This window comes from Trichococcus pasteurii, from assembly GCF_900112935.1.
In the GTDB taxonomy this organism is placed as follows: Bacteria; Bacillota; Bacilli; order Lactobacillales; family Aerococcaceae; genus Trichococcus; species Trichococcus pasteurii.
Genome location: NZ_FONM01000015.1, coordinates 38,020 through 61,408, shown reverse-complemented (window position 1 = coordinate 61,408; position 23,389 = coordinate 38,020). Strand labels below are relative to the sequence as shown.

Genomic DNA, 23,389 nt, shown 5'->3' with positions numbered 1-23,389 from the left:
CGTTTTCAGAAAGCACCGCTCCCATAACCATTTACGCGTTTTGCACACAAAAACTTTTTTTCCACAGAAATTATCCACATTCTTGTGGATTCCTGCTCTTTTCAGGGTTAAATCGCAAAACACCCCGCACGGCTCCTCTCGAGGGAAGCCATGCGGGGTGTTCAACGTTCATTATTCTTTCAGTTTATTCGGCTGAAGTTTGTCCTTCGGTCAGTGTTACAGTCGTTGACTGCAGCGTGCCTTCGCGGTAGTAGGAGATTTCCACATCGGTTCCCACTTCCAGTGCATACAGGATCTTGCGCAGGTCGACGATGCTCGTCACGGCTTCGCCGTTCATTTCCGTGATGACATCGTATTGTTCCAAGCCGCCCAATTCGGCTGCGGACAAGGCTTGAACTTCGGCGATGACGACACCTTCCGTCACATCCTCAGGCAGTGCCAGGACAGAGCTTTGTTGGGACGCGGAGATCTGGGAGAGATCGAGCATGGATACGCCCAGGATCGGACGGATGATTTCGCCGTTCTGCTCCAGTTCATTGATGATGGTCAGGACGTCATTGCTCGGAATCGCAAAGCCCATCCCCTCAACGTTCGAATCGGAAATCTTCATCGAGTTGATGCCGATGACCTGGCCGGCGATATTGATCAGGGCACCACCGGAATTGCCCGGATTGATTGCCGCATCCGTCTGCAGCGCCGTCACATCCCAGTCGACGATGCTGTCCCCATCCACATCTGTGGATACGGAACGGTTTTTGGCTGAAATGATACCTTGCGTGACCGAAGTCGCGAACTCGGTTCCAAGTGGAGAACCGATTGCAATGGCTGGTTCACCCACATTGACAGCGTCCGAATCGCCGAAGGAAGCCACAGCAGTGACGCTTGTTGCCGGTATCGTCAAAACGGCTAAATCGGTCCAGATATCGCTGCCGACGACGGTCGCCACTTCTTTCGTGCCGTCCTTCATCAGGATTTCCAGTTCATCGGCCCCGTCGATGACGTGGTTGTTCGTAACGATATAGGCCAGGTCACCCTCAATCTTATAGATGACGCCGCTGCCCTCACTGGATGTTTCCAGAGCGCCGTTTGTGGTGTCGGATGAGTTCTGCGGCAGATCAAAACCGAACATATTCGTGTTGCCCGCCTGCATATTGATGATGGAAACGACCGCATCCTGCACCTTTTCCACAGCGGCAGTCGTATCGCTCGTCACATTGACGGCGATATCCGTCACCGTCTCGTTGACGGACGTGCTTCCGTTGTCGCCTGTTCCGGATCCGTTGCCGAGGATGCCCGAACCGAAAAGTAAGCCGGCGCCGATCAGGGCGACCATCCCGCCGCCGATCAATCCGCCGACGATGCCGTTCTTGATCGGTGAATTTTTACGATCTTTCGGACGCCTTGAGGCTTCTTCAGTTTCGCTTACGCTGTTGTATACGCGCGCGCGTTCCTCTTTGTTCATCGTCGCTCTTGCGGCTGGTTCCACAACCGGTTCTTCTTCGCTGGCCGTTTCTTTTATTTCAGTGTACTCTGCATCTATTTCTGTTTCTTCGGATAAGTCTTCTTGATTGTGATCAGCAGATGGAGCTTCGGTGGCAGTCGATTCCATTTCAGTTTCCGTTTCATTGTATGCTTCTTCTGGATTAAGCGGATTGTTTTTGTTTTCTTCGTTCCTGTCCATTGTGATTCCTCCTTATCGTTCTACAATCTCAGTATAGTCCCTTATTTTGAATAAATTATGAAGATAGTGGGAGAATATTCGGAAAATCGCTCCTCAGTGCATTTATTGTATCATATCTGCGTACGCAAAAAGGAGCGGAATCACTCGATCCGCCCCTTCTGCGCCTGCAATCCTGCCTGTCGACTAAACTCTGAAAAGCTCGGTCGGCTCGTCCGGATCGGTATCATATACAAAAAAATCTTCATTGACGCCCATGCCTTTTTGCATCAGAATGCTTTCGGCCGTATGGTGCGCCAACGTTTTGATGTTGTTGTCCCTACTCAAATGCCCCAGGTAGATGCGCTTCGTACGGTCGCCCAGCATTTCGGCGACGGCGGCAGCCCCATCCTCATTGGACAGATGGCCTTCATCCCCTAAAATACGCTGTTTCAGTGACCAAGGGTACCCGCCCATGCGTAGCAATTCCAGATCGTGGTTGCTTTCGATGAGGTACGCATCCGCATCCCGCAAAAGGCCGCGCAAGCGATCGCTGACATAGCCGGTATCGGTCAACATGACCATCTGTTTGCCTTCATAATGGAAGGAGTAGAACTGCGGCTCGGCCGCATCATGCGAAACGCCGTAGCTTTGGATATCGACATCGCCCAAAGTCAGCACCTGGCCCATCTCGAAAATGTGCTTCTGCTCGGTCTTGACGTTGCCGATGATGTGGTCCATCGCTTTCCAAGTCGCTTCGTTGGCATAAAGATCCATGTGGTACTTGCGCGCCAGGACGCCCAGGCCGTGCACGTGATCGCGGTGCTCATGCGTGACGAGGATCGAATCCACATCCGCAAGGTTCCGGCCAATTTTTTCCATCAGACCAGCTATCTTCTTGCCGCTCAACCCGCAGTCGACCAATATTTTCCGTTTCGGCGTCTCGATGTAGGTGCAGTTGCCGGAACTGCCGCTCGCCAGATAACTGACATGCATGCCTTCTTTTTCTATTGTCTCAATCACACTTAGCCCTCCAATACATCCATAAGTGTAACTTATTTTTTGGAAAATGCCAGTAATTTTTCTCCATGTTAGGAAAAGTTAATCTTCCGGCACTGCCTGAGGAGGCCACTTAGAAAGTCATTTATTTTTTTGTTTTACGCCAGGCTTTCCTGGCGATTTTGAGCGCGCGCAGCTGGGCTGTCTTCTTCGATCGGTTCTGTTGGCTCTGCACCAGGATCGCATCCAGCAAGGTGATTCCCTCTTCCACGAAATCGCCCTTGTTCAGCATGACGCACTCTGCCTGCCCGGCCATCGTCGCATCCGACATTTCCGCCCGCGTCGGCACGCCGTTCTTCACCATGTTCTCAAGTACCTGCGTGCTCCAGATGACGGGAATGTGGGCAGCTTCGCAGATCCAGAGTATTTCCTCCTGCAATTCCGAAAGCCTCAGGAAGCCGGCCTCGGCAGCCAAGTCCCCGCGGGCGATCATGATCGCCAGTGGATTTTTGCTGGCGGCGGCGACAATCAGTTCCGGCAGATGATTCACAGCTTCCACCGTTTCGATTTTGATCACAAGCGGGATGGCCGCAGCCGCTTCACTTCCGACCTGCTCCGCCAAAGTTTTCTGGATAGCGGCAATGTCCTTGCTTCCGCGGACAAAGGAGAAGCCCAGGATATCCGACTCTTTTTCGGCCACCAACAGATCTTCCCGATCCTTCTCGGTCAGGATCGGCATCTTGAAAGTGGATTCCGGGAAATTGAGCCCTTTCTGAGGCTTCACTCTGATCCCTTTTGCCTTGGCCGCTTTTCCTACCTGCACGACGACGCCTTGCGGTTTCTGCTCCACGACACGCCCTTCCAGTACGCCATCATCCAAAATGACCGGACTGTCGACCTTCAGCTCATCAAAGAGGTTCAGGCTTTCACTGAACACAATGATCGGATATTGTTTCAGATCCTTAAAGGAAGCATCCGCCGTCAGAAAGAACAAGTCCCCAACCTTAAGGCGCGGTTTATCCTTTTCGCTGATGACGGCATCCACCCGAATCTTCGGACCTGCGATATCAAAATAGATGCGGCAACTCTTGCCGGCAGTTTTTTGGGCTTCCTTAAGATTCTCGATCATCTTCATCCAGACGGCACTGTCGTCATGGGCGCAGTTGATGCGGGCAACATCCATGCCGCGCTCCAGCAGGCGGACGAGGAAGTCTTTGTCGGTTGCGGCCTGCTCCGGAAGGGTGACCATGATCCGGGTCGTCCGGTGCTTCGGCGCATCGCCCAATAAGGCGGTCGCCTCGGTCGCCAGTTTTTTCCGGCCCGGGAATTTCTCGGGCGTCTTCGGATAGTCAGACAGCTGCTTGATCGCCCCTGACATCAGCGCCAAGTTGCGCACAATCGCATCCAGTTGTTGGAGTACTTTCGATTCCGTCCTTCCCAATGAGGACAAGCCCCATTTCGACAGTCGGTTCTGCAACGGGCGGATATCCCTTCTGCGCAGCGCCAGATAGTAGGCCAAGTTTTTGGCGCTCAACTCAAATGCTGTCCGGGAAATACCCGACTTCCATTCCGCATAAAGGCCATTGCCTTCCTCATAGACCGCCTGACGGAGCGCCTTCATCTCCTCGTATAATGACAGCAATTCATTCCGTTCTTTTTCTTTCATTCCGCACCCACCTCGGCCTTTCATCATCTTTGAAACAAAGGATTGTCTACTGAAATATAACTCGGTATCTGAAACAAAAACACCCTGCTCTGCTTCAGAATAGGATGTTTTTGAAAGTATGGATGACGCTCGTCAGAACGCCCCTCCGCCTGAACCGCCACCGGAACCGCCGGATGAACCACCGCTGAAACCGCCGCCGAAGCCGCTGCTGTTCGAGGAAGTCGGCATCGATTTGGTTACACCTGTGTTGATGCTGTTGTTCAGCGAAGACAGGAAGATGGCGTTGTTCATGTAATAATAGCTGCCGAATGCGGAAGCCTGGATTTCATTCACCGGGAATTCGACCTGCATCTGTTTCATGACTTTGTCGGCCACGCCCAGAGAAACAGCATAAACCAAGAAATGATCCCATAAAGCGATGGATCCGACTTCACGCATCGGGAAATCACCCACGTCCTTCAGCATATTGCGGAAGCCGTTCCATTCCTGCTTCGTCCGTTCACCTTCCGCAGTCATGATCGGCTTGACCGCCACTGCCATAAGCTGGATGAAGCTGAAAGCCGCACCCAAAACGGCGAGAACGATTGCCCAAGCGGTAAAATTGCCGCTCATGGCGCCGAAGAACACAACAGCGATCACAAGGAAGATATTTGCCACCAAAGCCAGTGCTGCAAAGGCAACGGCTTTCTTATTAACCTTCGAACGATAGGTTTTACGTTTTGGCGTGGCAACGTCCATTACGCGTTCTTGCCATTTTTCCCGATTTTCATTGAATCGTTTTGCTTCAGCCGAGTTATCGGCGATATTCTCGATATCATCGAGGGTGACGCTTTCCCCATCCCCGACATCGCTGATGAACCAATCCAAAAGCTGCTTTTCGTGGCTCAGGAGCGGCGCATTTTTCGTATCCTTGATCTGCGTCAGACGGAAGGAGTCTTCCGGCGCTTTTTCCCGCCCGAAGATCCCTTTTTGAGGAATCTGCACCGGCGAAATCGTCAGATAGCCTTTCCGCACCAGATCCAGGATAGTCGCCGAAATGTCGGCAGCCTGCACATTGCCGCTGAAGACGGCACCGTTCATGACGGCCGGCGTCATATCCTCAGGCAATTCATAGATATGGTCCGGCAGATGGATTTCCTGCGGGATTTCTTTTTTTCTGGCTTTCCTTATCCAAAGGAACACCAGGATCGGCAGGATCGGCGCGACCACCGCCAATACCGCACTGAGGATGCCGAAGATCATCGCATTGCGTTCTTCTTCCTCCGCCAATGCGGCTTCCTGCGCCAAGATTTCATCGAATTTGTCTTCGTTCACGACATTCGGATTGTCTGCGGTGATGCTGGTCGGGAAGATCACATGGGCCTCCACGAACTGGTTAGCCGGATTCTGCGGGACATAAAGCAGGACTTTTTGGTTGTCTTCCAACACTACTGTACTGTTCTCATCGCCGCCGTGTCCCCAAGCGCGCAATTCCTCTTCGCCGGTGGCTTCCGGCAAAAGAACGGTGACGTCCACATCGTTCAATGGATCCTCCCAGGCGGAACCGATGACTTTGCGATTGAACTCAGCAATGTCGTTATAATTCGTGACGATTTCGGGAATGCGGTATTGGTAGATGACCGTCTGGATCTCATCGGTCATTTTGTTGTAGACGGTGAAATTCAGGAAATCGCCGGTGTTGTCCAGTTTGAACGTTCCCGATTCCTCCGTGTCGCTTAAAGCAAAAGGGAAAGGATTTTCCGACAGATAGCCTTGCATCGAAACCTTCACGTCTGTCGGGTCCGCTACCTCCGAAATATCCAAGTCATAAAGCACCCCATTGAATTCCCCTTCAAAATCGTAAGTGATGCTCTCTGTGAAAAAAGCGCTACCATCCCGCTGTATTTCAACCAACACATCATAATTCGTAATCTCATAGGAACGGGCCTGTACTTCCTTCTGTCCAAATCCGATCAAAAAAAAGAACATGAACAGCACAATTGAGCCTATCCGTTTCATTATTACCTTCCCCTTCCGATACCCTCCATCAAGCTTGTCGCTTCTGATACCCCCATTTTAACAAACTTAAGACAGTAAGAAAAGCTATCCAAGCCCGCTCTGCCTCGAAAGAAATTTAGGAAATCTGGCCCTGAATGAGCATCGTAGAGCGCAATGGGTCAGATTTATCTAATTTCCGAGAGGCAGGCTTGGATAGCTGGACAACTCATTTTGGTGCACAATTTTTTTGGAATCTTTAAAGCACCGAAGGTGATGCACTTTTGCAATCTAAAATATTATAGGATTAGTTATATATTAAAAAAGGAAGAACCTCATTTCGAGACCCTTCCTTTTTTAAGTGTTGGTTTAGAAAACAATTTCCGTTTCAATCCACTGCGTTGTCTGTTTGCGAAGAGTCCTCTTCCTCCAGCAGCAACGCACTGCTGGTGGCTGTCTTCGCCTTGACTTGCGCTTCGGCTGACGGAAGCGTAACGGTAGGCGTCGTGATGATGCTGCCGGTCAACGCATCCACCCGTCTGATTTCCACAGGCGCATTCTCGATTTCAAGCTCGATATACCACATCGGGCTGTAGATATCCATATCCGACAGACTCAGCGTGCGGTAATACGTCAATTGCACCGTCCGCACGGTGGAATTCGCCGGAATCTGGTTGTTGAGGTACAGTGCTTCAACCGCCCGCTTCTGTGAAATCACAGTCCGGCTGTTGCCTTGCACTTCCGCCGTGCCCGCAAAAGTCTGTTCATAGGAAATAACCTCATAATCGGGATCCAGGTTGAAAGTGATGCTGCCCGTACTGTCGCCGATAGGGATATTGTTCGCGACTTGCGCGTACACAAGTTGTCTTCTCAGCGGCAAATACGTTAGGAAGGTATATTCGGCTCCGTGGAGTACGTTGCCTTGCAAAATGAAATCCGTGATCGGCGTTCTGTCGACAATCGCCAAATCTTCCGCATCAATCTCAAGCGGGATCGGCTCGGACAAGGTGCTGAACAACACACCATCCTCAAAGACAGTCGTCTGATTCACCAATTTTGACTGATCGGACTCCAACGTGCTGCCTTTGTCCGTCTTCAGCAAAGGGATTTTCTCCTGATCGGACGACAAAGCCGAAAAGCTGATGTCATCGGCCTTCATTGCCTCTTCGATGTTCAGCGTGCTGCTCTCGGTGCCGAAGCTCAAGGTTGTCGCGTTTTTTTCCAACAGCACACTGAGCAGGTAGATGTTCAAAGCTGCAAAGGTGAGGATAAAAATGATTTTGATGCGTCTAAAGTCCACTATCATCCGCCTCCGTTTCCGTTCCGCCGATCCATTGATCCAGCGCCTTCCATGCGCCGTCGATCTGGATGAACCATTTAGGCGTCAGATTGACGAGACGGTTGGATTCCTCACTGAAGGTCCAATCATACCCCAAAGCGATCATCTGAATCTCTTGGCTGCTGTAGCCACCGGCATCCAGAGCGGCCAAAAGGTCTTTTCCGCTCAACAGGGTGACATCCTCTCCGCGATCCGTCAGCGGCGTCTGGATGACTTGCGTCAGGAATTGCAGTTCAGTCAAGGATGATCCGGACATATGGATCTGCGTCAAGCCGTAATCGACTTCCCCGAAGATCGGATAGCCGTTCACATATCTGCGGTAATAGACGTTGTCCGTCCCCTCATCAAACCCATAGAAGTAAAAAGGATTCGTCCAATTGTCCAACATCTTGATTTCATGGAAACTGTCGCGGATCAGGCGGTAATCAGGCAGCTCCTCGGCATCGAGGATGTTGCGGTAATAGCTCAACTGCCCTGTTTCCTTATCAATGCTCAATTCGGAGATGTTATCACTGTAGCTCACGAATGCATCGCTTCCGTTATCCTTCAGGTCGGTTGTGTCATCGAAAAGCAGATCGATGAAATAGCTGTTCGAAGGCTTTTCCACCAGATAGACCAACTTTTCGATCGTGATTGCCTCTGTCGGAAGGTAGGAGATGGATGATTCGGATTGATACGATTCCACTTCCATGTACGCTTCCTTTTGACCTTCGTAAAGGTCCACCAACGGCTGCAGCAGATTATCCGGCCGCGCTACTGTGAACACTTGCTTCGTCTCATCATTCAGCAGATAGACGGGATCTTCCTCCTTTGAGTTGAGGATGATCCGATCGACGCCCTCATCGTAATATTCCTCCTGGAGATTCGTGAAATAACGTGAAAGCAGCTCCAGCGGAACCTCCTCAGCAAAGCGGATTTCCAGTTGCGTCGGCGAGAGGATGAGCGCATCATAGTCCTCCTGCGTGTAGGTGGAGACTCCCTCGATTCCGTCAAACACGCTCTCACTCAACAGCTCATTCACGCTCTGCATGATTTCGGGTTCCTGCGTCAAATAGATGCGCTTATCCGTATGGATGATCATCCTGATCGGCGCAAAGACATCCTCTACCTTCTTCGTGTTGGTCAGATTGGCGGAGACGGATGTCGTCGAATTTTGGCTTAAACCGACCGTACTCGGAGTGGAAAGGATCCTTACAGTAAGGAACAGGCTGATTGCGACCAAAGTGTACAGCAACGCGCTCAGCATCGGTGATTCTTTATGTTTCATCCCCACTCATCCTCCTCGTCCATCGGAATGTAAGGCAAGGAAATAAAGAAAGTCGATCCTTTATTTTCCACGCTGGTCACCCAGATTTTTCCGCCGTGCAATTGGACGACCTCTTTTGAAATGGCCAATCCAAGTCCGGTGCCGCCCATCGAACGTGCGCGGGCCTTATCGACCCGGTAGAAACGGTCAAAGACATGGCCGATATCTTTGCGCGGAATGCCCAAGCCTTCATCGGTAATGCTGATGACGACGCTGTTGTGCGTCTCCATCAGTCGGCAGGTGATTTTCCCGCCGTCCGGAGAATATTTGATGGCATTGTTCATGATGTTGTCGATTACCTGGATAAATTTATCCTGATCGATTTCGACCCATAGCGTACGCTGCGTAAAGTCCCGCTCGATCTTGTATTTTTTGTTGCGGTACTGTTCCGATTTCAACACCATTTCGAAGCGGTCGATGATATGCGCGACCAATTCGTTGATGCTGACGAACTCCAGGTTCAGTTCCTGTTTCCCTTGGTCCATCCGGGATAAGTTCAGCAGGTCGGTGATCATCCGGATCATCCGATCTGTCTCCGTGGAGATGACCTTCAGGAATTCAGGAGCGATTTCTTTATCTTCCCAAGCACCGTCGATCAGCGACTCCGTGTAACTTTTCACGCTCGTCAACGGCGTCCGCAATTCATGGGACACGTTCGAAACGAAGCTGCGGCGTTCCTGTTCGACTTTTTCCTGCTCCGTAATATCGGAAAGCACACACACCAATCCGCTGATGAAGCCGGATTCCCGCTGGATGACGGAAAATTCACCGCGCAGGATCGTATCCTGATCGTCTGTCGGGATGTTCAGGATCAATTCATCCTGCGTCTCCAGCAACTGGCGGAAAGTGAATTTCTCGCCTAGCTTCAGCACCTTCATGATCGATTGTCCGATCGCTCTGTCTTGTGAAATCGAGAGCAGATCCATCGCCCGGCTGTTGATGATGATGATCTTGCCGCGGCGGTCGGTGGCCAACACGCCATCCGTCATGTGGCGCAGGACGCTGTCCAACCTTTGGCGCTCCGATTCTGTCGTTTCCTGGGCATCCTTGACTTTGTAGGACAGGTCATTGATGGTCTCAGCTAATTCGCCCAATTCGTCCGCTCCATAGACGGTCACCTTGCCGGAATAATCCCCATCGGCAATGTTCGCCGTCTGTCGGCGCATTTCTGATATGGGCCGCGTGATGCCGCGGGAGATGATCACAGCCAGCACAATCGTAATGATGATCGCCACGACCGAAGCATTCAGAAAGATGCTCACCGTCTGGCTCATCTGCGAATAGACCGATTCGATGTTCGATTCCATCACCAAGACGCCGATCAGGGTACCCGTATTGTCCGTCGAATAGATCGGACTGATGTTCTTCAGTACGCGGCTATTCGTGTCTTCCTTCACATATTGATAGGAAGAAGGTGCATCCAGAAGAATGACTTGTTGGACATCCTGATCGGTCGACTTCGTTCCGATCAGCGATTGCAGCGTTTGGTCATTGATTCCGAGAATGTATCCCTGCTCATCCATGACCTGCGTTTCCAGGATGTTGGCACCCGTAAAATCGCTGAGGATGGTCTGCACCGACTCCTCCAGCTTATCCGTATCATCGGCCATCAGGATCGGCTGCAGCGTTTTTTCCAGAAAGCCCGCATTCAGGCTCATCTGGCTGTCGAAATTGCTGATCATTTTCGTTTCCAGTTCACGGATAAAATAAGCCCCAATCAGTTGCAGGGATACCAACAGGAGAAGAATGAACAGCATCGGTATCTTGAAATGGATGGAGTGAACCAAACGTATCTTTTTGTTCATATACTGTTACTCCTGATCCGGATTCTTCAAGAAGTAGCCTACTCCTCTTCGCGTGATCAACCAAGTCGGATGGCTCGGTGTATCTTCGATTTTTTCGCGCAGTCTGCGGACCGTCACATCAACCGTGCGGACATCGCCGAAATAATCATATCCCCATACAGTCTGCAGCAGATGCTCCCGGGTCATCACTTGGCCGATGTGTTTCGCCAAATAATGCAATAATTCGAACTCGCGGTGGGTCAGCTCGATCTCTACCCCGCGCTTCGACACGATGTAAGCATCTTCGTGGATGACCAATGCTCCTATTTTGATTTCATTCGTATCGTCTTCTTCAGGCGGTGCGGCGACCGGAGAGGCTTGTCTCCTCAAATTTGCTTTTACGCGCGCGACCAATTCCCGGTTCGAAAATGGTTTCGTGACATAGTCATCCGCACCCAATTCAAGTCCAAGCACTTTGTCGATTTCAGAGTCTTTTGCCGTCAACATGATGATCGGCACATCGCTCGTCTTACGGATTTCCCGGCAGACTTCCAAACCGTCCATCTTCGGCAGCATCAGATCCAGCAGGATGATATCCGGGCCCACTTCCGCGAACTGCGCCAAGGCTTCTTCACCATCAAATGCAGTGAAGACATCATAACCTTCTTTGGTCAGATTAAACTTGATTATATCTGAAATTGGTTTTTCATCGTCTACCACTAGTACCTTTTTCATCTTCAAACCTCCTTGTTTCTTGAAACTCTCTGTCCCATTCGGAACGTCTACTCTTTATTATACAATTGCAGGCGGTTATGTGCAAAGCGTTCCTGGATTACCGGGCGACTGTACCAAAAAGGACGAGCCATCAATCGTTTTCCTGACTGATGGCTCATCCCCCTATTAGACATTATGGCGTTCGTTCATTGACTCATCAGCTGTGGATGACGACCGGAACCCCGATACCGATCATCCCATACAGTTCAGCCATGACCCCCGGTGGCGTATTGACACAACCATTCGATCCGGCAGTAAGCCAATATTCGCCGCCGTAAGCAGGCTGCCAGGATGAATCGTGGATACCGATCCCGGTCCAATCGACAGGCATCCAGTATTCGACAGGCGACTCGTAATCTTTTTCCGTCTTTGGATTGTAGCCTTTCAGGACGGCATCCTCTTCTTTGTTCCAGATATAGAAGACCCCAGTCGGAGTCGGTGTCTGCGGGTGTCCGGAAACGATATCCGTCTCGAGCGCAACCGCGCCGTCCTTGTAGTACCACATGTGTTGGCTGGAAAGATCCACTTCGACATAGGTAGTGCCGATGTCCGCGCCGTCCGCGTGATAGCCGGTACCGTTATAATTCGGCGTTACCGTAACGTCCTCACCTGCCAAAACATATTCGATCAGGTTGTCCGTTTCGGCTGCGACAGCCAGTGTCCATCCATACGTACCGGATGGGACCTGGACCGTTTCTCCGTCCGTCGCCAAGAAATCGCGCGTACGGGAATAGGTGCTGTATGTATCGCTCAGTCCCTGCAGATAGGCTGCAACGCCTTCACGGTTGACGGACACTTCGCCGTTCTCGTCTATGCCCAACCATTCGACGATGGCTGTTTTCGGAACGGTTTCTGTCTGTCCGGAAATGGTGTATTGGATGACCGTATCGGTCAAATCATCCAATTTCTTCACTGTTTCCGTCAAAATTGGATCGTCCGCGGTCAATGTCGGTTGCTGATAGGCCTCTGTCAGATCGATTTCGGTTTCTCCGGCAATGATCGCTTCCAGCATCGTTGCCTTCAACAATTCCAGATCGACTTTATTTCCGGCAGTTTCTGGCGAAATTTCGTAGCCTTCCGTTCCTTTGACGACTGTAGCGTTCACGGGGGCAGTGCGCGTTTCGTTCTCCAACGGCATCGCCGCCAAGATGTCCGCCAAAGCTGTTTCATCCACAGCTACGCCGCTCAGGTCGGTTTCTTCCTGTTTGTCTTGGAACAGCAGGATTGGCCAATTCCAACCGCTTTGTTCGGCCTTCATCGTTTCCAATTTCTCGGTGTTGTCGATGGAAACACCCAGCTCAGCGGCTGTGAATGCATAGATGGTTTCTCCATTTTCGACGATTTGGATTTGTGTTTGTGCGATTGCTGCAGTTGTCTCTTCTTTTGCTTGGGCTACGGTATCATTCGATATGTCAATGCCATCCAGCATCGTATTCGGTAAGAATTTATCCTCATAATAGCTACCTGCACCAAAGTATCCGGCTGCGACCAATAAGACCGCTGCAGCGCCAATGATGATGGGTTTCTTTTTCACTTTCAGACCACCTTCTTGTTTTATTACAATCAGATTACGTTTTCGTTACAAATAATCATAACTTACTTTTTATTACTTTACCATGTTTTCTTGAAAAATCAACCTATTTTATCTTAATTTTTTTATAATAGGCCGATTCTTAGACACTCATCATAATACCAATGCGGAAGAAATGCAAACAGACACGTTCCGTTTTCACCAGCCCCGCAATCCTCCGGGCGGGCTGAAATGGGCGGCACCGCAAGGTTTTCCTCCGATGAACGCAGGCTTCGCCGGAGTTTGATTACATTTTGTCTGCGTTCTCTGATAAGGACCGCTTCCTCGGAGTTGCGGCCGATTGTTACCGGTCTGCTCCGGCGGGCGGCCGCTTGCCGGAGTTGGGACCCGTTTCACCGGCTCTCCTCCGGCAACCTGGCGCCACGCAAATCAAAAAAGGCCTGTCTCATTTCGAGGCAAGCCCTAAATTCCTATGCGCGATTCTGTTTCTCCGCTTTGATTTCATCCAGGATGTAGCCGAAATCGAAGTCTTCTTTCTTTACGATCAGCAACAGGCCATCGCCCAAAGGCACGAGGGAAGTTTCCAATGCCGGGTGGTCCAGCACGGTATCCATCAGCTTGTTCAGGCGGCGGTGGATTTTGCGGACCCGTTTGGGAACGTCTGCTTCATCATCCAGGATGGTTCCGCCTTGGAAAACATCATCGATGACCAGCATGCCCTCTTTCTTCAGAAGTCTCATGCAATGAGGCAAAAATTCATAATATTTGGATTTCGCGCTGTCCATGAAGATGAAATCATACGGCCCTTCCAAAGTAGGCAGTACTTCCGCCGCATCGCCTTCCAGCAGTGTCACTTTGTCCGCGATGCCGAGTTTTTCAAAATTCGCTTTGGCGTGGTTGATCATGACCTCAAAACGATCGATGGTCGTGACGTGGCCTTCCGCTCCGACGTGCTGCGCCATCAGGCTGCCTGAGAAGCCGATCGCCGCACCGATTTCCAGTATCTGTTTGGGTTTGATCTGGCCCAACAGCATATTCAGGAAAACGGCTGTTTCGTGAGGGATGATCGGCACGCCTTTTTCATTCGCGGTTTTTTCCAGTTCCCCCAACCCTCCCGGGAAACGTTTCAGTCTGTCGCGCATAAAAGCGACCAGTTCTTTCTTTACGACGGGTCTGTTCATCATTTCGTTCAATGCCATACTTTTTTCTCCTTATCGCATACTCTTTTATTAATGGCAACAAGGCTGGGAATGGATCCCAGCCTTGTGCTTATTCGTCTTCGACAACTGCTTCTTGGACGGGCTCTCTTGTGACACGGATGCCACGGATCCGGCCGCTTTCGACTTGCGTAGTCGTCAGCAGGTACTCTTCCGCCTGAATCGTCGCCTGTTCATCATCTTTCGGAAAATAGCCGAGTTCCTCGATCATGTAGCCGGCGATCGTGTCCACTTCTTCGGAAGCGATCGCTGTCTTGAACAATTGATTGAACTTGTCCAATGGCATGCGTCCATTGACGACATAATGATTGTCATCGATTTTTTTCGAAAGGCGGTAAATTTCATCATATTCATCTTCAATGTCCCCAACGATTTCCTCCAGAAGGTCCTCGAGGGTGATGATTCCCTCCACGCCGCCGTATTCATCCTTGATGATGGCCATATGCGTGTGGGTCTTGCGGAATTCAACCAAAAGATCATCGATATAAATAGTGGAAGGGACAAACAAAGGCGTGTTGACCAACTCACGGAAAGAGATCCGCTCGAAACCGACTTCCTTTGATGCCTTCAAAACATTTTTCATATGCAGAACGCCGATGACATTGTCCTTGTCTTCCTCGTAGACCGGAATCCGGGAATATTGACTGTTCAGAACCAGCGCGATATTGTATTCCAGATCATCATCCAAATCCATCATCAAAGTGTCGGTACGCGGCACCATCAATTCGCGGGCAAGCTTCGTGTCCAACGAAAGTACCCCCTGCATCATCGTGAACTCGGATGGATCGATGACCCCTTCGCCTCGGCTCTGCGCAAGGATGGCCTTCATTTCATCACGGGTGAGCTTCTCTTCCTCATTCGTGAATTCGATCGGCGTCAGCTTTTTCAGGATACCTGTCGAAAAGGACAAAAGCCAAACGAACGGCTTGAAGAGTGTCTTGACGACAACGATCGGTCCTGCAGTATGGCGCGCAATGCTTTCGGGCATCTGCAAGGCAATCTGTTTAGGGTACAGCTCACCAAACACGAGCGTGATATAGGAAAGGACAACAGTGATGATGATCATCGCTATCGTTTTGCCGCCTGCGATGCTTCCCAACAACGGTTCGATATAGCCGACGAAATTGGAAGAAGCTGACGCACTGCTGAAGAATCCGGCAAATGTGATGGCAACTTGGATAGTGGCCAAGAAATCATCCGGATTCTCCAAGAGACGCAAAACCTTCTGCGACTGCTTATCGCCGTCTTTGGCAAGCTTCTCGATTTTGGAACGGTTGATGGAAACAAATGCTAATTCGGCTGAGGCAAAATAAGCATTCAGTAAAGTCAGGGTTAGGATCAATGCTATTTTTGATAATAACGACTGGCCTTCGGGGTCTGGGTTCATATGATTTTTTTCTCCTTTTGAATGATGACTCACGCAACTGGGACATGCCCTGAAACAAGACACTGTGCAGCTGCATAAAAAAATATAGATTGTGTTCAATTATATACTACTTAATATAGTGAACTCCACTCGAAAAATCAAGAGATTTTTCATTTGCGGGCTAATGGAGCCCCCTTGCTCTTCACCTTTCAGCCTTTCGTGACCGACAAGTGTTCTCATTCCAATCTAATGTTCAATAAATCCTGGCATCCTCTTGGAAGGGCTTTACCGCTTGATTTATCAAATGTTTAAGAATTTCCAAGTATGCGTTTATAACCGTTGCTTTTTTTCATTTTAATGTTATTATCACATTAGACAACCGTGTTTTTAGGAGGATTTAAACTATATGCTTATCCGCTCACTTGCCATCCCCAAAAGGGAGTTGACCATCGTCAAAGAGTCAGCCACGCTTCGGGATGCACTGGATATCCTTGAAAATTCCGGCTACCGTTGCGTTCCGATTTTGGACGAAACAGAAACCATTTTCCGGGGAAATATCTATAAAATGCATATCTATCGGCATAAAGCGAACGGCGGCGACATGAACCTGCCCGTCACGCACCTGCTGAAGAATGCCACAAAATTCATTTCGATAGACAGTTCATTCTTTAAGGTATTTTTTACCATCAAAGAATTGCCCTACATTTCCGTTTTGAATAAGGACATGACCTTTTACGGCATCCTGACCCACAATGCCTTGTTGAACATGCTGGCCCAATCGTGGAGCATCGACGTCGGCAGCTATGTGCTGACGGTCATCGCACCCGGCCAAAAAGGCGATCTGTATCATATCACCAAGATCATCAACCGCTATTCCTCCATCGCCAGCTGCATTTCCTTGGACATCAACCGTGAGGACGCTTTGCGCAGGGTATTGGTCACGTTACCCGCCGGCACTCCCAAACAGGTGCTGGACTCTATCGTAAAGGCGCTGGAGCGCAAAGATTTCCGTGTGACGGAGATCGAAAACCTGCAAGTTGATTTCTAAAATCCAACCCGTCACATTAAGTGTCCGGAGCGGCGTTTTCCCGGCGAGGCGGCCTTCATCGGGAATTCCGCTCCGGACGGGTGGCGTTTTCCCGGCGAGGCGGCCTTCATCGGGAATTCCGCTCCGGCTCCAGACGCCTGCTCGATCTAATGCCTAATTAAAAAAGTCGGACGAAGCCTTGTGCTTGTCCGACTTTTTTTGCGCGTCACCTGATCAGCGGGTAGCGCCATTCAGATAGGGGTTTGAATATATTTCTTCCCTTACTGTCGTAGGATCGCCGTGTCCCGGGAACAGTACTGTTTCCCCCGGCAGGGTTACGATATATTTCTGGATTCCTTCAATCAAGGTAGTATGGCTGCCGCCCGGCAAATCGCTGCGGCCTACGCTCCCTTTGAAGATGACATCCCCAACGATCGCGAACCCATTTTCACGGAAAATGAACACGGTGCTTCCTGGCGAATGCCCAGGAATGTGTTGCATCTCAAAGCGGAACTCGCCGATTTCGTATGGCCCCATCTCTTCGAAGAAGACATCCGCTTCTTTCGTCAATCGGACATCCGGAACGTTCGGATTGCCTGCAGATCCATTCAGTTGCGGATCCAACAACCACTCCCGTTCGATTGGATTTTGATAGACGGGAACGTCGTATTTTTCCCGGATCGTTTCAAGGGCTCCAATGTGATCATAGTGCGCATGAGTCAACACGATCGCTATCGGATGCAACTCATTCTCTTCGATGGCTGCGATGATGTCCTCCGCTTGCTCACCTGGATCAAAGATGATCGTGTCATTTTCATGGTCTCCGATCAAAAAATAACAGTTTTCCTGGATAGGACCGACTGTAATTGCGTACATTTCCATATACTGATTCCCCCCTCTTTTTGGATTACCTCTCTATTATAAGAGAACGATGAGAAATATCCTAGCAAAAAACGGGGATTTTTGCTGTTCATCCAGCAAAAGCCCCCGTTCTCCCGTTTTTTTCATATTAATTTTTAATGGATCAAGCCATTTTCTCGGCAAAACCGATGATCTTGTTCATGTACTTCATGAGCGGTGCTGACACAACCAGCACAACAGCTTCACCGAATGCCGCTGTCACAAAGCTGAACCAGAAAGGCAAATCAAGAACGATGTAGAGCTCGATTGCGACAAGAACCATCGTCACCGTGAAGACGAACGCGGTCATCATCATGCGTTTCATTTCAGAATCGTTGGGTTTGAAAAGTTTCTCCAGAATAAGGAAAGAGATCAATGTCTGTCCAAATCCGAACACCAAGTCCCAAGCCCCTAATGTTGAAAAAATCAGATTGGCGATAAAAACACCCGCCAAAACACCGTATTTATAATCTTTGTGGTAGCCCACCAAATGATTCAGCATTTCTGAAACGCGGAATTGGACGGCACCGAACGACATAAAAGCAAAAATCCCTGTCATAGCGACATAAAGCGCTGCGATAATTGTATTGATAACCATTTTTTTTGTACTCAACCTGAAAACCTCCTAGTTTTTTTTCGTGGGATGGTAGACGAACCACGCACTCTTCCAAGAGCTAAAACAGTTTACCATACATGTTCGCTTTTGAAAACGACTAACGGCGCATTTTCATCTGATTTTCATAACAAAAAGCCGCCTGGCCTTTAGTAGGCACCGGGCAGCTTTCCTGATTTATCTGTTTTTCTATTTGTAGATGCGCGGAACGCGGGCGTTGATTCCCGTCAAGATTTCATAGCCGATCGTATCGATTGTTACCGCCATTTCGGATGGATTGTTTACGATTCCGCCGTTTTCACCCAGAAGTGTCACTTTCGTCCCGACCGGATATTCTTTCGGAAGGCTGATCATGCATTGATCCATGCAGATGACTCCCCGGATCGGACAGCGCTGGCCATCGACGATGACGGTCTGATGGCGAAGATCCCGTCTCCACCCGTCGGCATAGCCGATCGGAAGTGTAGCGATCCATTCTCCCTCAAAAGCGCGGTAGCGGGCGCCGTATGCGATCGTGTCGCCTTCATGCATCTGTTTGACATAGCTGATCTGCGTATCCAACTGTACGGATGGCTTCAGTTCATAAGGAAGCTCCAACACGGTGTCGGAAGGGTTGTAGCCGTACATAGCGATTCCGACGCGGACCGCATCCGTCCGGAACGCTTCATGCCAAAGCGAAATCGCGGAATTCGCCAGATGCACAATCGGCGGCCGTTGCGCCATCGCCTGCAAGATTTCTTCAAACAATGTCAGTTGGCGTTCCACCAATGTCGGATCTTCGCCATCGGCCGTTGCGAAGTGCGTAAAGATGCCTTCAAACACAAAGCCACCCAGTTCGGCAAGGCGCGTTTCGAAAGCTTTGACCTCTTCAACCGTGCGCAGACCGATGCGGCCCATGCCGGTGTCGATCGCCAAATGGACACGGACCGGCAGATCCGTTTTTCGTTCCTGCAGATACGGCAAGGCCGCCTCCAGCCATTCTGTTGCCGTGACAGCCACGCTGATTCCGTTGTCGGCTATGAGCGCAGCGTCTTCTGCCTCCGTTGGGCCCACAACCATGATGAAATCATCGGACAGCCCATTCTCCCGCAACTCCATTGCCTCATCCAACAGCGCGACACAGAAGCCGTCCACGCCAGCTTCCTTCGCCTTTTTCGCGACCGGGACAGCTCCCAGTCCATAGGCGTCAGCTTTGACGACCGCGAAAAATTTCTTTCCAGGCGACAGGCCCTTCCTGATTTGTTGGATGTTCCACGAAATAGCTTCCAAATCGACAGTTTCTATTGTGGGACGGTGCTTTCCTACTACCATGTGTAAAAGACCCCTTTACTTTTCTAGTACCACTTGCGCGGCAATGATGTTCCCCGAATGGGTGATGGAAACGAATCCTGTCCCTTCAAACGGAGATTTGGTTATTTCAGGCTTTCGGTTCTCTCCTGGCAAAATTTCGATGTCTTGGAAAGACAGCTTGCCGATGCCTGTTCCGTAAGCCTTCGAAAAAGCTTCTTTCGCGGCATAGCGTCCGGCCAGAAACTCCATTTGGCGTGATCCGCTCAAAGCCAGGAACAATTTCAGTTCCGCTTCGGTCAAAACCCGTTCCGCAAAACCCGAACGCCGATCATAGGCTTTCGTGATGCGGTCCAGCTCGGTTACGTCCAGTCCTATTCCATAAATCATTCCAATCACCGCCTCTTCTGCATGCATTGTTCTCATTTTACCAAAAAAACAAAAAATTTCCAGCATAAGAAAAACCTCTTCTCCTGGCGCAGGCCAATTGGAGAAGAGGTTTTTGATTATGGATTAGTCGTTGTTGTTGCGGATAGTGAAGCTATGGCTGCTTTTCTTAGGTGCGCCGGCACTGCCGCCGCCACGTTTTTCATCATAGCGTTTGCCGCCGGAGCGTGGTTTGCTGTCGCTTGAGCGATTTTTGTTGCCACTGCGTTCTCCGCTGCGCTCTCCGCCGCCACGTCTGTCTGATGAACTACGGTTACCTTTGTAGCCGCCGCCACCTTTACCTTTGTAACCACCGCCGCCTTTACCTTTTCTTGAAGGCAATGGGCGTTCTGGTGTGATTTTAACAGGAACATCAGTAGCATCTTTAGAAAGACTCTTCAAGAATGCTGCCACCAAATCTTCAGCAGTGTGCTCTTCAAGCAAGCGAACAGCTGCACGTTTGTATTTGTCTGTTTCTGTTTCTTTAACCAATGTTTCCACTTCATCCATAGCTGTTTTCACTTGGCCACGGAAAGCTTCTTCATCACTCGGTGGTTGTAATGGAGTGATTGGTTTTTTGGTTAAGTTTTCGATTGTACGCAAGTAATCCATTTCGTTTGGTGTAACGAAAGTCACTGACATACCTTCTTTACCGGCACGACCAGTACGGCCGATACGGTGAACATAGCTTTCTGGATCTTGAGGGATATCGTAGTTGTATACGTGTGTAACACCTGAAATATCCAATCCACGAGCAGCAACGTCAGTCGCTACCAAGATGTCCAAATCGCCTGTCTTGAATGCGTTCAATACGCTCATACGTTTTTGTTGCGTCAAGTCGCCGTGGATTCCTTCTGCACGGTAACCGCGTAATTCCAAACCTTTTGACAATTCGTCTACACGACGTTTTGTACGGCCGAATACGATAGCCAATTCAGGATTTTGCACATCGAACAAACGAGTCATTGTATCGAATTTTTCAAAGTCTTTACATTTAACGAAATACTGATCGATTAAGTTAGCTGCAGTGTGTGACGCTTTGATTTTGACATGCTCTGGAGCGTGCATGAATTTAACACCGATTTTTTTGATTGAGTCAGGCATTGTAGCTGAGAACAACAATGTTTGACGTTCAGCCGGTGTTTCGCTCAAGATTGCTTCGATGTCTTCCAAGAAGCCCATGTTCAGCATTTCATCTGCTTCATCCAGAACTAATGTTTCGATGTGATCCAGACGGATTGTTTTGCGTTTGATGTGGTCCAAAAGACGACCTGGCGTTCCGACAATAATTTGCGGTTTGTTTTTCAAAGCACGGATTTGACGATTGATGTCAGCTCCACCGTAGACAACCTGCACGGATACTTTTTTGTCGCGGCTCAAACGGTACAATTCTTCTTGCGTTTGGATAGCCAACTCACGTGTAGGTGCAATAACGATACCTTGAATAACTTTGTTGTTGTTGTCGATTTTTTGCAGCATAGGCAATCCGAAAGCAGCTGTTTTACCAGTACCGGTTTGTGCTTGCCCAATAACGTCCAACCCTTGCAATGCCAAAGGAATGGTTTGTTCTTGGATCGGTGTTGCTTCCTCGAATCCCATTTGTTCAATCGACTTCAATAACTCCGCGTTTAACCCTAATTCTGAAAATTTCATGTTTCCTCCTATGATTGAGAAACTAAAATTTAGAGAGTCTTTTCTTTTACCCACATATCTAATGCGGTTCATAATCTTATAAATAAAAGATAAACCTTTTTTACTTAATCCCTTGAATAGAAAGCTTGATAAATCAAACATTCTGCACTTCGCAGAAAAAACCCTCTTATTTCTCTATTCTTACCATCAGCAATAATAACACGTTCCGCAGAGTTTTACAAATCATTTTCTCTTAAAATAATGAAATTTCTTACAAAAAAACCTTGTTGTAAGGATATTTCCAATGAAAATGACAAGTAGCCCTACAATTTACCGACAATTGACGCATGCGCTCCAAATTGGCTGAAAAAGGTAATCCCTTGCTTTTGCGACGACACGAACCATCCAAATCCCTTACGGTTACTATTATACACGCAAAGCTGCCACGACCGCCAATAAATCAGTGCCGAAACTGGATTTGATCAGCACTTGGTCGGCTTTTTGAAGCTCTGCCTTCAGCTTTTCGATCAATGGCGCCTTCTCCCCAACATAATGATAAAGTGTCCCTTCCGGAAAGGCAGTCTTTAAGTTTTCATAAAGAGCCCCCATTTCCGTGCCGTAAAGATAGACCTGATCAAAATCTTCAGGGGAAATTTCAGTTGCCAAGGCTGCGTGCATCTCAGCAGAACGCTCGCCCAATTCACGGATATCACCGAGCACCGCAATTTTCTTGCCCTCCCGCGGCAGATTCGCGAATGAGCGCAGCACAGCCGTCATCGAAGTCGGACTGGCGTTGTAAGCATCATTCAACAGCTGCGACCCATTTACGCCATCAAGCCACTGTGTGCGGTTGGCGGTCAGCTGAAAGGTCGCCAGCGCTTCCTTCACCTCAGCGATCGTCATGCCCAGCACTTGGGCAGCGGCTAACGCAGCCAATGCATTCCGGACATTGTACACGCCCAATACAGGAATCTCCAGATCGACGTTCGGATCCAGATTCACATGGAAAGTTGTTCTGGTTTTGCCAGGAACGATGTCATAGGCATTGACCGCAGCCGTTTCGTCCGTACCGAAAGTCAGTTGGCGGAAGTTGCTTTCCTGAGGCAGCTCTTCAGCAATCAACGGCTCGTCGCCAGGATAGATGAACGTCCCTTCAGGCTTCAGCCCTTCCAGGATTTCCAGCTTGGCTCTTGCGATGCCTCGGCGGCTCCCGAGGAACTCCAGATGGCTGTCCCCGATCAAGGTAACGATGGCGATATCCGGTTTTGCCAATCGGCTCAACAAGCTGATTTCGCCGAAATTACTCATGCCCATTTCAAGCACCAGCACTTCCGTGTCTTCCGGCATCTCCAGAATGGTCATTGGCATGCCGATTTCATTATTGTAATTTCCCTCCGTCTTGTGGACACGGAACCGCGCGGACAGGACAGCAGCCGTCATATCCTTGGTGGTCGTTTTCCCGTTGCTGCCGGTGATTGCGACCACTTTTGGTTGGATCATATCCAGGTAAGCTTCCGCCAGCTTTTGCAAAGCTTCCAGCGTGTCATCCACCAGAATGACGGCAATATCTTCTGGCGCTTCTCCTGCTGCACGGCTCCATAAAGTTGCTGCCGCCCCGTTTTTGATTGCCGATTGGACATAATCATGCCCATCCGTTTCCCCCTGCAAAGGCACAAATAAACTGTCGGGCATTGCTTTACGGGAGTCAAAGACAACAGAATTTATTTCAGCGAAGCGGTTGGCCGACGTATAGTCGATCGCTCCAACAGCTTTCACAACATCAATGATGCGTAATGGTTTCATACTCAGTTCCTCATTTCCGGTTTTTTCGGCAGCTCTTCGGCTGCTCTAAAAAAAGACCGTCCTTTCCCTTTGGCTGCAGCAAGCATTC

General features: G+C 49.7%; 18 protein-coding genes and 1 riboswitch. Of the genes, 1 reads left to right on the top strand and 17 read right to left on the bottom strand.

Annotation, left to right across the window (positions count from 1 at the left end):
- Positions 1–184: 184 nt before the first annotated feature.
- From BM184_RS11850 to BM184_RS11795, 11 genes are all read right to left on the bottom strand, one after another.
- The gene (locus BM184_RS11850; protein WP_218151037.1) at positions 185–1,462 is read right to left on the bottom strand and encodes a S1C family serine protease; all 1,278 of its coding nucleotides are present in this window, start codon (positions 1,460–1,462) and stop codon (positions 185–187) included.
- Between the two features lie 402 nt (positions 1,463–1,864).
- Entirely contained in the window at positions 1,865–2,653 is a 789-nt protein-coding gene (locus BM184_RS11845) for an MBL fold metallo-hydrolase (protein ID WP_177208649.1), read from the bottom strand.
- Positions 2,654–2,801: 148 nt separating this feature from the next.
- Positions 2,802–4,322 (bottom strand): pyruvate kinase, encoded by a 1,521-nt coding sequence (locus BM184_RS11840; protein ID WP_177208647.1) that lies wholly within the window; start codon positions 4,320–4,322, stop codon positions 2,802–2,804.
- A gap of 132 nt (positions 4,323–4,454) precedes the next feature.
- Complete coding sequence (locus BM184_RS11835) at positions 4,455–6,320, bottom strand: DUF2207 domain-containing protein (protein ID WP_086943792.1); 1,866 nt, start codon at positions 6,318–6,320, stop codon at positions 4,455–4,457.
- A gap of 364 nt (positions 6,321–6,684) precedes the next feature.
- On the bottom strand, positions 6,685–7,596 hold the full coding sequence (locus BM184_RS11830) for a two-component system regulatory protein YycI (RefSeq protein ID WP_177208646.1): 912 nt from the start codon (positions 7,594–7,596) through the stop codon (positions 6,685–6,687).
- Positions 7,586–8,902, bottom strand: coding sequence for a YycH family regulatory protein (locus BM184_RS11825; RefSeq protein ID WP_086943790.1), 1,317 nt, complete (start codon positions 8,900–8,902; stop codon positions 7,586–7,588). Before BM184_RS11825 ends, BM184_RS11830 begins: the two co-directional genes overlap by 11 nt.
- Positions 8,899–10,746: a cell wall metabolism sensor histidine kinase WalK gene (gene walK / locus BM184_RS11820; protein WP_086943789.1), complete on the bottom strand. Its 1,848-nt coding sequence runs from the start codon at positions 10,744–10,746 to the stop codon at positions 8,899–8,901. The genes BM184_RS11825 and walK overlap by 4 nt, the downstream gene beginning before the upstream one ends.
- Positions 10,747–10,752: 6 nt before the next feature.
- Positions 10,753–11,460, bottom strand: a complete 708-nt coding sequence (gene yycF, locus BM184_RS11815) for a response regulator YycF (RefSeq protein WP_086943788.1) — start codon at positions 11,458–11,460, stop codon at positions 10,753–10,755.
- A 196-nt stretch (positions 11,461–11,656) separates the two neighbouring features.
- Positions 11,657–13,033, bottom strand: coding sequence for a L,D-transpeptidase family protein (locus BM184_RS11810; RefSeq protein WP_086943787.1), 1,377 nt, complete (start codon positions 13,031–13,033; stop codon positions 11,657–11,659).
- 467 nt (positions 13,034–13,500) lie between these two features.
- Positions 13,501–14,229 (bottom strand): O-methyltransferase, encoded by a 729-nt coding sequence (locus BM184_RS11800; RefSeq protein WP_086943785.1) that lies wholly within the window; start codon positions 14,227–14,229, stop codon positions 13,501–13,503.
- 70 nt (positions 14,230–14,299) lie between these two features.
- Positions 14,300–15,634, bottom strand: coding sequence for a hemolysin family protein (locus tag BM184_RS11795; RefSeq protein WP_086943784.1), 1,335 nt, complete (start codon positions 15,632–15,634; stop codon positions 14,300–14,302).
- 385 nt (positions 15,635–16,019) lie between these two features.
- Between BM184_RS11795 and cbpA the strand changes: the two genes are divergently transcribed.
- The gene (gene cbpA / locus BM184_RS11790; RefSeq protein WP_086943783.1) at positions 16,020–16,661 is read left to right on the top strand and encodes a cyclic di-AMP binding protein CbpA; all 642 of its coding nucleotides are present in this window, start codon (positions 16,020–16,022) and stop codon (positions 16,659–16,661) included.
- 213 nt (positions 16,662–16,874) lie between these two features.
- Here cbpA and BM184_RS11785 read toward each other — a convergent pair whose 3' ends face one another.
- The 6 genes from BM184_RS11785 to BM184_RS11760 form a co-directional block, all read right to left on the bottom strand.
- Positions 16,875–17,522, bottom strand: coding sequence for an MBL fold metallo-hydrolase (locus tag BM184_RS11785; RefSeq protein WP_086943782.1), 648 nt, complete (start codon positions 17,520–17,522; stop codon positions 16,875–16,877).
- A gap of 142 nt (positions 17,523–17,664) precedes the next feature.
- On the bottom strand, positions 17,665–18,153 hold the full coding sequence (locus tag BM184_RS11780; RefSeq protein ID WP_245830778.1) for a QueT transporter family protein: 489 nt from the start codon (positions 18,151–18,153) through the stop codon (positions 17,665–17,667).
- Positions 18,154–18,159: 6 nt separating this feature from the next.
- Positions 18,160–18,205: riboswitch (PreQ1 riboswitch) on the bottom strand.
- A gap of 137 nt (positions 18,206–18,342) precedes the next feature.
- Positions 18,343–19,464 (bottom strand): alanine racemase, encoded by a 1,122-nt coding sequence (gene alr / locus BM184_RS11775; protein ID WP_086943781.1) that lies wholly within the window; start codon positions 19,462–19,464, stop codon positions 18,343–18,345.
- Positions 19,465–19,479: 15 nt separating this feature from the next.
- On the bottom strand, positions 19,480–19,830 hold the full coding sequence (gene acpS, locus BM184_RS11770; RefSeq protein ID WP_086943803.1) for a holo-ACP synthase: 351 nt from the start codon (positions 19,828–19,830) through the stop codon (positions 19,480–19,482).
- 123 nt (positions 19,831–19,953) lie between these two features.
- Positions 19,954–21,519, bottom strand: coding sequence for a DEAD/DEAH box helicase (locus BM184_RS11765; protein ID WP_086943780.1), 1,566 nt, complete (start codon positions 21,517–21,519; stop codon positions 19,954–19,956).
- 405 nt (positions 21,520–21,924) lie between these two features.
- Positions 21,925–23,301, bottom strand: a complete 1,377-nt coding sequence (locus BM184_RS11760) for a UDP-N-acetylmuramoyl-tripeptide--D-alanyl-D-alanine ligase (protein WP_086943779.1) — start codon at positions 23,299–23,301, stop codon at positions 21,925–21,927.
- Positions 23,302–23,389: the final 88 nt, after the last annotated feature.